Source organism: Shinella sp. (genome assembly GCF_035998705.1).
GTDB lineage: Bacteria > Pseudomonadota > Alphaproteobacteria > Rhizobiales > Rhizobiaceae > Shinella.
Genome location: NZ_DASYHH010000013.1, coordinates 25,098 through 32,021 on the forward strand (window position 1 = coordinate 25,098; position 6,924 = coordinate 32,021).

Sequence of the window (6,924 nt, forward strand, 5' to 3'; positions counted from 1 at the left end):
GAGAGAGTGGCTGTCTGGGCTGCCAACGTTGCCTGCGTGATCATCTCTTTCCTGCTGGTCTTCCCGCTGCTCGCCCATTTCGTTTAATTGGTTCTCGCAAAGACAAGGGGCCAAACGCCGCGAGATCAAGCTGGTTTCTCGCGGCGTTTTCATCGGAACTATCGGACGTCAAGCCTTGATCGATTGGTAAGGGCGCTGGCTGAAGCTGGCGTCCCGAACTCACTTTCCCGCCCAGATCGAATGCTCGATCTTGCCCTTCAGTTCTGGATAAGCGCCCGGGTCGAAGCGCGGCTCCCGTGTCTTCTTCTGCTCGAAATAATCCTTGGTGAGTTTCGCCACTGTGCCGGAGAGCAGCAGGATGGCGATCAGGTTGACCGAGGCCATCAGGCCCATCGCGGCGTCGGCCATGTTGAATACGACGGCGACCGTTGTGTACGCGCCCCAGATCACCATGAGCAGAACGGCGATGCGCAGCACGCCGATGGCGCCCTTGTTGTCGAGTTTCAGGAAGACCATCGCATTCTCGGAATAGGCATAGTTGCCGATAATCGAGGAAGGCGAAGAAGAAGATGGCGATGGCGATGAAGTAGCGTCCCGCTTCGCCGATATGGGCCACCATGGCCTCCTGGGTCAGCGGAGTGCCGGTCAGCTCGGAGCCGGGCGTCATCACGCCGGACAGAAGGATCATGATGCCGGTCGCGGTGCAGATCAGGATCGTGTCGATGAAGACGCCGAGCGCCTGCACGAAACCCTGGCTGGCCGGATGGTGCGGCGAGGGGGTGGCCACCGCTGCGATGTTCGGCGCAGAGCCCATGCCGGCCTCGTTGGAAAACAGACCGCGCTTGACGCCGTTCAACATGGCACCGGCCACGCCGCCCGCGGCCTGCTCGAAACCGAAGGCACTCTTGACGATGAGGGCGATCACGCCTGGTACCGCAGTGATGTTGGCGATGACGACATAGACCGCCATGCCGAGATAGGCGACCGCCATGAACGGCACGACATATTCGGCGACCTGGGCGATCTGGCGAATGCCACCGAAGATCACCACCGCCGTCAATGCGGCGAGGGCGAGGCCGACCCAGATCTTGTCCACGCCGAAGACGCCCTGCATGGCATCGGCAATCGAATTCGCCTGCACTGCGTTAAAGACCAGGCCGAAGGCGATGATGAGGCAGACCGAGAAGATGGCGCCGGCCCAGGGGGCGTTGAGCCCGCGGGAGATGTAGAAGGCCGGACCGCCGCGATACTGGCCGTTGTGATCCGTGATCTTGTAGAGTTGGGCGAGCGCGCTTTCGGAATAGGCCGTCGCCATGCCGACCGCGGCGACGACCCACATCCAGAACAGGGCGCCCGGCCCGCCGAGGAACAGCGCGACGGCGACGCCAGCGAGATTGCCCGTGCCAACGCGCGAGGCAAGGCTGGTGCACAAAGCCTGGAACGGTGTGATGCCACTCGCGTCGCTCGCCGGCGCCTGTATTACCGAGCGGAAGAGCTCGGGGAAATGCCGGATCTGTATGAAGCCCAGTCTCAGAGTAAAGAAGATGCCGACGGCGATCAGGCCGTAAATCAGGACGTAGCCCCAGAAGACCGTATTGAGGAAATCGATGAAGGCATTGAGTGCGGTCACGACGGTCTCTTTGCTGTGCGCACGGCATACCTATCCGCGGCAAACAAAACTTGTTCGCCGCAACTTCGTCTGCGCCGTGATTTGAGATGAACTGACAGACGAAGTGTTGCACGGGATGATCGACACCGCAACCAGCAAGATATGCGGGGAAGGGCGCGAGTTTTGCAGAGGCCGCGATCATTCTCTGCGATCGCGCCGTATCGTTGGAAGAGCCCAACTGGCCGGTTGGTCGGCGCCAGGCGAAAACGATGAGTGCAATTTCTGGTCGTGCAATCTGCGTGCGGGGCCGCATGTGGACTTGCGCGGCCGGCTCGCCTCGTAGAGTATTCAAGCGAGGACGCAATAAAAAGACATTCCAAGGTATCTGTTGCCGAGGCGTCCGGGATGGCTTCTGCACACCAGCCGGTGGCGTCGCCTTAACCGATTTTGAGACGCGATAGCTTCTTCGGCTTGAATTTTACGCGTCAATCGACAAAGTGATCTCCCGCCAGGTCGAGATGGCGTGGGTGCGAAGTTGGCGATGATCGGCGGCGGTCAAGCATTTGCGGTGAAGAAGAAACAGATTGGCGATTTGGCCGTGAGTTGAGACGAAACGCTGACATTGTCGCGCGGACTTGAAGCGCATCATTCGCCGCTCTCGCCGCCGTAGCGGCAAATGGGAATTCTCTGCTCGGTTGTTCATTCCCTTGTGCGAGCGATGCTCGACGCCCGGCATCAGTTCGACCTTCGCGGCCGAGTAGGACCGCAGCTTGTCGGTCACCATCACGCGCGGGGTAGTACCCTGGTCCTTGAGCAGCTTTCTCATCAGACGCAGGGCTGCTGCCTTGTTCCTTCGGCTTTGCAGCAGGGCATCGAGGACGTAACCGTTGGCATCGACGGCGCGCCACAGCCAGTACTTATTTCCTTTGATCGTCACCACCATCTCATCGAGCTGCCACTTGTCGGCAAAGTTGCCTCTTGAGCGCCGTCTGAGCTGATAAGCGAACTTCAACCCGAATTTAGTAGCCATTCCGAGACGGTCTGGAATGAGACGCTGATACCGCGCTCCGCCAGCAGATCTTCGACGTCGCGGAAGCTGAGCGGAAATCGATAGTAGAGCCAAACCGCATGGGCAATGATCTCAGCTGGGAAGCGGTGGCGTTTGAAGTGCGCATGCGGGGCTTCGGTCATGACAATCCGAATATCAAGCCTATCCCAACCACGCGGTTAAGGCGACGCCACCGATGCGGTTGACGCGATTGCCGGTCTTCTTGTTGATCGTATGGAAGGAGATGCGCTCGGAGGTGCTGGCGGCGGTATAAAGCCCGACGCCGCAGCTCACCTCGCCGAATTTGATGAAGCCTTTCCACTGAGCACGCTGGGCCATCTCGAAACTCCCGACTCGACGCAACCAAAGCGAGTCAAGCGCATCACTTGCGAATTTGTTCAGATTCGAAAATGAATCGGAAAAGCAATAACTTAGCGACCTCTCGCCTCCCTCATTGCGAGTCTGCAATATGTCCTTGATTGGTTGCATCTTTCTTGCCGCTCCGTGCGTTCTTCCCGGACCACAGCCGGAAAGGAATATTGTGATGACCAAGCGCGAAACCATCGGTACCGGAACAGACAAGCGCTATGTCCGCCGTGACGAGAAGGGTCAGTTCAAGGAAAGCGTCGATGTCGGCCGATCCCTGTCCGCCGGCCGCCGCCAGAAGGCGAAAACCGAGGCCAAGCCTGGCGAGGGCGATCGCGGCGATCGGCATACAAAGCACTGACGGGCCGGCCACCCTGAGCACGGTGACGCCATGAACGAGGAGCGCGAGATCGGCGGTGAGGGCGAAGAGGACGGTGAGCATGCCGCTATCGCTTTCCCGTTCGACCGGATGACGGTCCAGCGGTTTCGCGAGACGTTCCCGCGCGCTCGCTGGAGCGATAGGCGAAAGGCGTGGATCGTCCCTGGCAAGACGGCCCGCCGACGCATTGACCGCTGGATGGCGAGAGAGCAATCCCGCGTCGACCCCTATGCCGAAGCGAAGGGGAGGGACGCCTATGCCTTCGAACCCATCCTCAGCCCCTATCTCAGCGTCGACAGGGACGGGTTTCGCGTCAGAACGCCCTATTCGCGCAAACTCGTCGAGGAGATCCGGCAAGTTCCCTTCGCCCGCTGGGACGGCGCCGAAAAGGCCTGGCGCGTGCCCTTTTCTTCCTATGACGATCTTGTCGGTCACTGGCAGGCCATTGAAGCGGAGGCGCAGCGCTGCGAGCCAGAGGAAAGGCGCAAGCGCGCCGAGGCGCGCAAGGGTACCGAGGAAGAAAGAATAGTCCGCCGCCGCGCAGCCGAGCGAAAGCGGAGACGCATCGCGCTTCCCGCCGGGGATCTGCCGCGGCTGGACCGGCCAATCGCCACCGCGGTATATGGTATCATCGTCGTGGACAACGTCACCGGCGAGTTGGTCGAACCATGCGAGGTCGGCGATCTTTATCCGGACTTTCACGATGATCGCGTCTGGGGAGCCTGGCGCGTCCCCTCGCTTGAGGAGCTTGTTCATACGTGGCCGTCAAAGGTCGAGCCGACGGAAAGGGAGCGTCAACGAGGTTGGTGGTTGCCGACCATCGACGAGCTGCGTGAGGCGAGGCGGACAGCGCGGTCACTCGAGAGACGGATGGTTTCTCAGCCGTCCGCCTAATCCGCATCGGCCGGCGGATCGATCTCGATCATGACGGGGGCGTGATCGCTGGTATGCTCCCAGCTTCGCGGAGCCCGCCGGACGCTGGCCGACCTCAACCACGGTGCGACGGTCGGGCTGAGCAGGAAATGGTCGATCCGTAGGCCTGCATCGCGCTCGAATGAGTTCCGCCAATATTTCCAGAAGGTGTAGATTCGCTCATCGGGATGGAGATGACGAACAGCGTCGGACCACCCTTGCGCGACGAGATCGGCATAGGCCTTGCGAACCTCCGGGCGAAACAGCGCGTCGTCACGCCAGCGCTCCGGCGCATAGACATCGAAATCCGTCGGCATGACATTGTAGTCGCCGACCAGAAGCGCCGGAATGCCGAGTTCGATCAGCTCGGCGGCATAGGCATGCAGGCGCCGGAACCAGCGCAGCTTGTAGTCGAACTTCGGGCCGGGCGCGGGATTGCCGTTCGGCAGATAAAGGCAGCCGATCAGGACGCCATCAACGGCCGCCTCGATATAGCGGCTATGGCTGTCGTCAGGATCGCCCGGCAGCCCGCGCCGCGTCAAAACCGGAAGCGTGCCATTGGCGAGTATCGCTACACCGTTCCAGCTTTTCTGGCCGTGCCATACTCCCTCGTAACCGAGATTCTGCAGCTCGCGCCGCGGGAATTTCTCGTCCGTCGCCTTGAGTTCCTGAAGGCAGACCACATCCGGCGCGTCCTCCTTCAGCCATCGGAGCAACACCGGCAGCCGGCCATTCACGCCGTTGACGTTGTAGGTGGCAATCTTCACGCAGTCTCCTCGCGACGGTCGATGATCGTTCCGGGAAACAGGTGATGGAAAATAAAAGTTCCGCTCGCGGCGATCGCCGAGGCCGAGCCCTTAGGGATCGCGGTGACCGTAGTGCTCGCGGGCGACGGATTCCAGGAGCGGACGATCAAGGTCCGGTCGATAGGTCCCGCCTGGATACGCGTCGAGCAGATATCGCGCAAACGCCTTTCTCGCCTCGGGATCGCGGCTGAACCACGGTTGCGAGATGATGTCTTCGTAAACATCCTTCAATGTTGAAAGCTCGTCTGGTGCAAAAATTCCGTTGCTCATTTCTCACCCCCCAAATCACAGTTCGTCTGGGAACAAGCGGCCGTGCGACGAGTTTGCAGCCACATTTACAATTGAGCACGCCGGGGGACCGCGACGGATGATTTCATGCCGCCTCGCCTAGGCGCCTCTCGTGCCGGACGACCACCGGAATATGATATCGTGAAATACGAAGATGGCATGCAGATTCTGTACGACGTCCTCAGCAAGGGCGTGTTCATCCAGTTCCGCGGCAAATCCGATTTCCTCAAAGGTCCCTTTCCAAGTCAGCGGGAGGCGATACGCGCTGCGGAGGATTATTGCCGAAAGCTCGGATGGGGCGAGTCCCGCCAGCAATAGCGGCCCGAGGGAAGATGGAAAGCGCCCGGCGTATATTGCCGTCTCAAGCAGAACGGCCTTGTTTTCCGGTCGGATCGATCTATCCCACCTGCTCCACCGATAAGGAGCCTTTCGGAAGCGGCTTGATCAACGCCTTTGAGGAAACCGAACTATCGAGCCAATCGGCCCATGCCTCCCGCTCCAGAATGACGATTTGGCGGTCGTGATAGGGCGCGATATCCGGCCCCGGTTCCATCGTCAGCATGGTAAACGCCTCGCCGACGTCCTGGGTCTCGCGCCAGATGCCGGCAATGGCAAAGATGGGCTCGCCGGTCTTGCGGAACAGCCACTTGTCCTTCCGCTTCTTCTTCGGGTCGGTCGGCGCGGTGAACTCAGTTATGTGGACACCAGTGATTTTTCCAACAGCGCTAGTGGCGAGGTCCGCCGTGCGAAGCCTCCAAATCTAGCGCAGCACGGCGGATCTCGATGGGAAATCATATCAGATTTGGCACCTGAAAACACCATGCCGTCACAGCGCCGCCAAAGGGCTGGCCGCGGAATTCAAGGTTTCGTTGTTGACCGCAAAGCGTGCCAGCTCATGAGCAACACTTTGAGGTGCTCGCCGCTTGACCACAACAAGAACCAGCCGCCGCCTTCTCCACGAGCCAGCGATCACGCGGCTTGCAGCTCGACGGCCGCGCCGCCAGCGCCACCTCGAACCTGCCATCAGCCAAGCGTGGCAATGACGCGCAATAAAGCGCCATCGCCCGGTTTCCATCGCTGACCTCGAAGGTGAGCTTGGCCGCCGGATCGAGTCGAACGTGATCGGAAACTTTGCGGATGATCGCGGAGAACTTCCCCGCCGGCATGTGGTTCCTGCCGTCCTCGTCGATATCCCAGAGCTGGATGAACATCTCCGACCAGGCTTCTGGGTTGGCGCCGCAATCGAGCGCCGAGAATGCACCCGCCTTGACCTCGGTGACATGCACCGGCTGCCCTTCGTAGAGAAACACCAGCGGCGCCTCTGGCGCGGCCGCAAGGCCGTCAAGAAGCTGGCCAAGCGTGATATCGGCGAAATCGGCCTTGTCGATCGCGTTCATGTGCGCTACTCCTATTGTTCAATGATTCAAGGATTATTGAAATATGGACGAACGTCAAGCCCTCACCTCATTCGCGGCCCTGTCGCAGGAAACCCGCCTCGCCATCGTTCGAACGCTGG

The 6,924-nt window shown here is 60.4% G+C and carries 6 protein-coding genes and 5 pseudogenes; 4 read left to right on the forward strand and 7 right to left on the reverse strand.

Annotated elements, in window-relative coordinates:
- Positions 1-219: 219 nt before the first annotated feature.
- The 3 pseudogenes from VGN93_RS11520 to VGN93_RS11530 form a co-directional block, all read right to left on the reverse strand.
- Positions 220-1,609 (reverse strand): annotated as a pseudogene (locus tag VGN93_RS11520) (alanine/glycine:cation symporter family protein).
- Positions 1,610-2,087: 478 nt separating this feature from the next.
- Positions 2,088-2,800: pseudogene (locus VGN93_RS11525) on the reverse strand (IS6 family transposase).
- Between the two features lie 52 nt (positions 2,801-2,852).
- Positions 2,853-2,996, reverse strand: a pseudogene (locus tag VGN93_RS11530) (Ku protein); the annotation flags it as partial.
- Positions 2,997-3,201: 205 nt separating this feature from the next.
- Between VGN93_RS11530 and VGN93_RS11535 the strand changes: the two are divergent.
- Together VGN93_RS11535 and VGN93_RS11540 are read left to right on the forward strand one after the other, a co-directional pair.
- Complete coding sequence (locus VGN93_RS11535; protein ID WP_319324346.1) at positions 3,202-3,384, forward strand: hypothetical protein; 183 nt, start codon at positions 3,202-3,204, stop codon at positions 3,382-3,384.
- A 30-nt stretch (positions 3,385-3,414) separates the two neighbouring features.
- Complete coding sequence (locus VGN93_RS11540; RefSeq protein WP_319324348.1) at positions 3,415-4,296, forward strand: hypothetical protein; 882 nt, start codon at positions 3,415-3,417, stop codon at positions 4,294-4,296.
- Here the strand turns inward: VGN93_RS11540 and xth are convergent.
- Both xth and VGN93_RS11550 read right to left on the reverse strand, forming a co-directional pair.
- Positions 4,293-5,081, reverse strand: coding sequence for an exodeoxyribonuclease III (gene xth / locus VGN93_RS11545; protein ID WP_319324350.1), 789 nt, complete (start codon positions 5,079-5,081; stop codon positions 4,293-4,295). The genes VGN93_RS11540 and xth overlap by 4 nt on opposite strands.
- A 90-nt stretch (positions 5,082-5,171) precedes the next feature.
- A complete protein-coding gene (locus VGN93_RS11550; protein ID WP_319324352.1) occupies positions 5,172-5,390 on the reverse strand; it encodes a hypothetical protein in 219 nt (72 codons plus the stop codon).
- A 159-nt stretch (positions 5,391-5,549) separates the two neighbouring features.
- Here VGN93_RS11550 and VGN93_RS11555 point away from each other — a divergent pair, with 159 nt between their 5' ends.
- Entirely contained in the window at positions 5,550-5,726 is a 177-nt protein-coding gene (locus VGN93_RS11555) for a hypothetical protein (protein WP_319324354.1), read from the forward strand.
- A 79-nt stretch (positions 5,727-5,805) separates the two neighbouring features.
- Here VGN93_RS11555 and VGN93_RS11560 read toward each other — a convergent pair.
- Together VGN93_RS11560 and VGN93_RS11565 are read right to left on the reverse strand one after the other, a co-directional pair.
- Positions 5,806-6,099 (reverse strand): annotated as a pseudogene (locus VGN93_RS11560) (SOS response-associated peptidase family protein); the annotation flags it as partial.
- 202 nt (positions 6,100-6,301) lie between these two features.
- Complete coding sequence (locus tag VGN93_RS11565) at positions 6,302-6,805, reverse strand: DUF6428 family protein (protein ID WP_327507599.1); 504 nt, start codon at positions 6,803-6,805, stop codon at positions 6,302-6,304.
- A gap of 43 nt (positions 6,806-6,848) precedes the next feature.
- Here VGN93_RS11565 and VGN93_RS11570 point away from each other — a divergent pair.
- Positions 6,849-6,924 (forward strand): annotated as a pseudogene (locus VGN93_RS11570) (transcriptional regulator); the annotation flags it as partial.

Excerpts from the sequence above, each read along its gene's own strand:
- VGN93_RS11565 (WP_327507599.1), bottom strand. The coding sequence starts at position 6,805 with ATGAACGCGATCGACAAGGCCGATTTCGCCGATATCACGCTTGGCCAG.
- VGN93_RS11535 (WP_319324346.1), top strand. The coding sequence starts at position 3,202 with ATGACCAAGCGCGAAACCATCGGTACCGGAACAGACAAGCGCTATGTC.
- VGN93_RS11550 (WP_319324352.1), bottom strand. The coding sequence starts at position 5,390 with ATGAGCAACGGAATTTTTGCACCAGACGAGCTTTCAACATTGAAGGAT.
- VGN93_RS11540 (WP_319324348.1), top strand. The coding sequence starts at position 3,415 with ATGAACGAGGAGCGCGAGATCGGCGGTGAGGGCGAAGAGGACGGTGAG.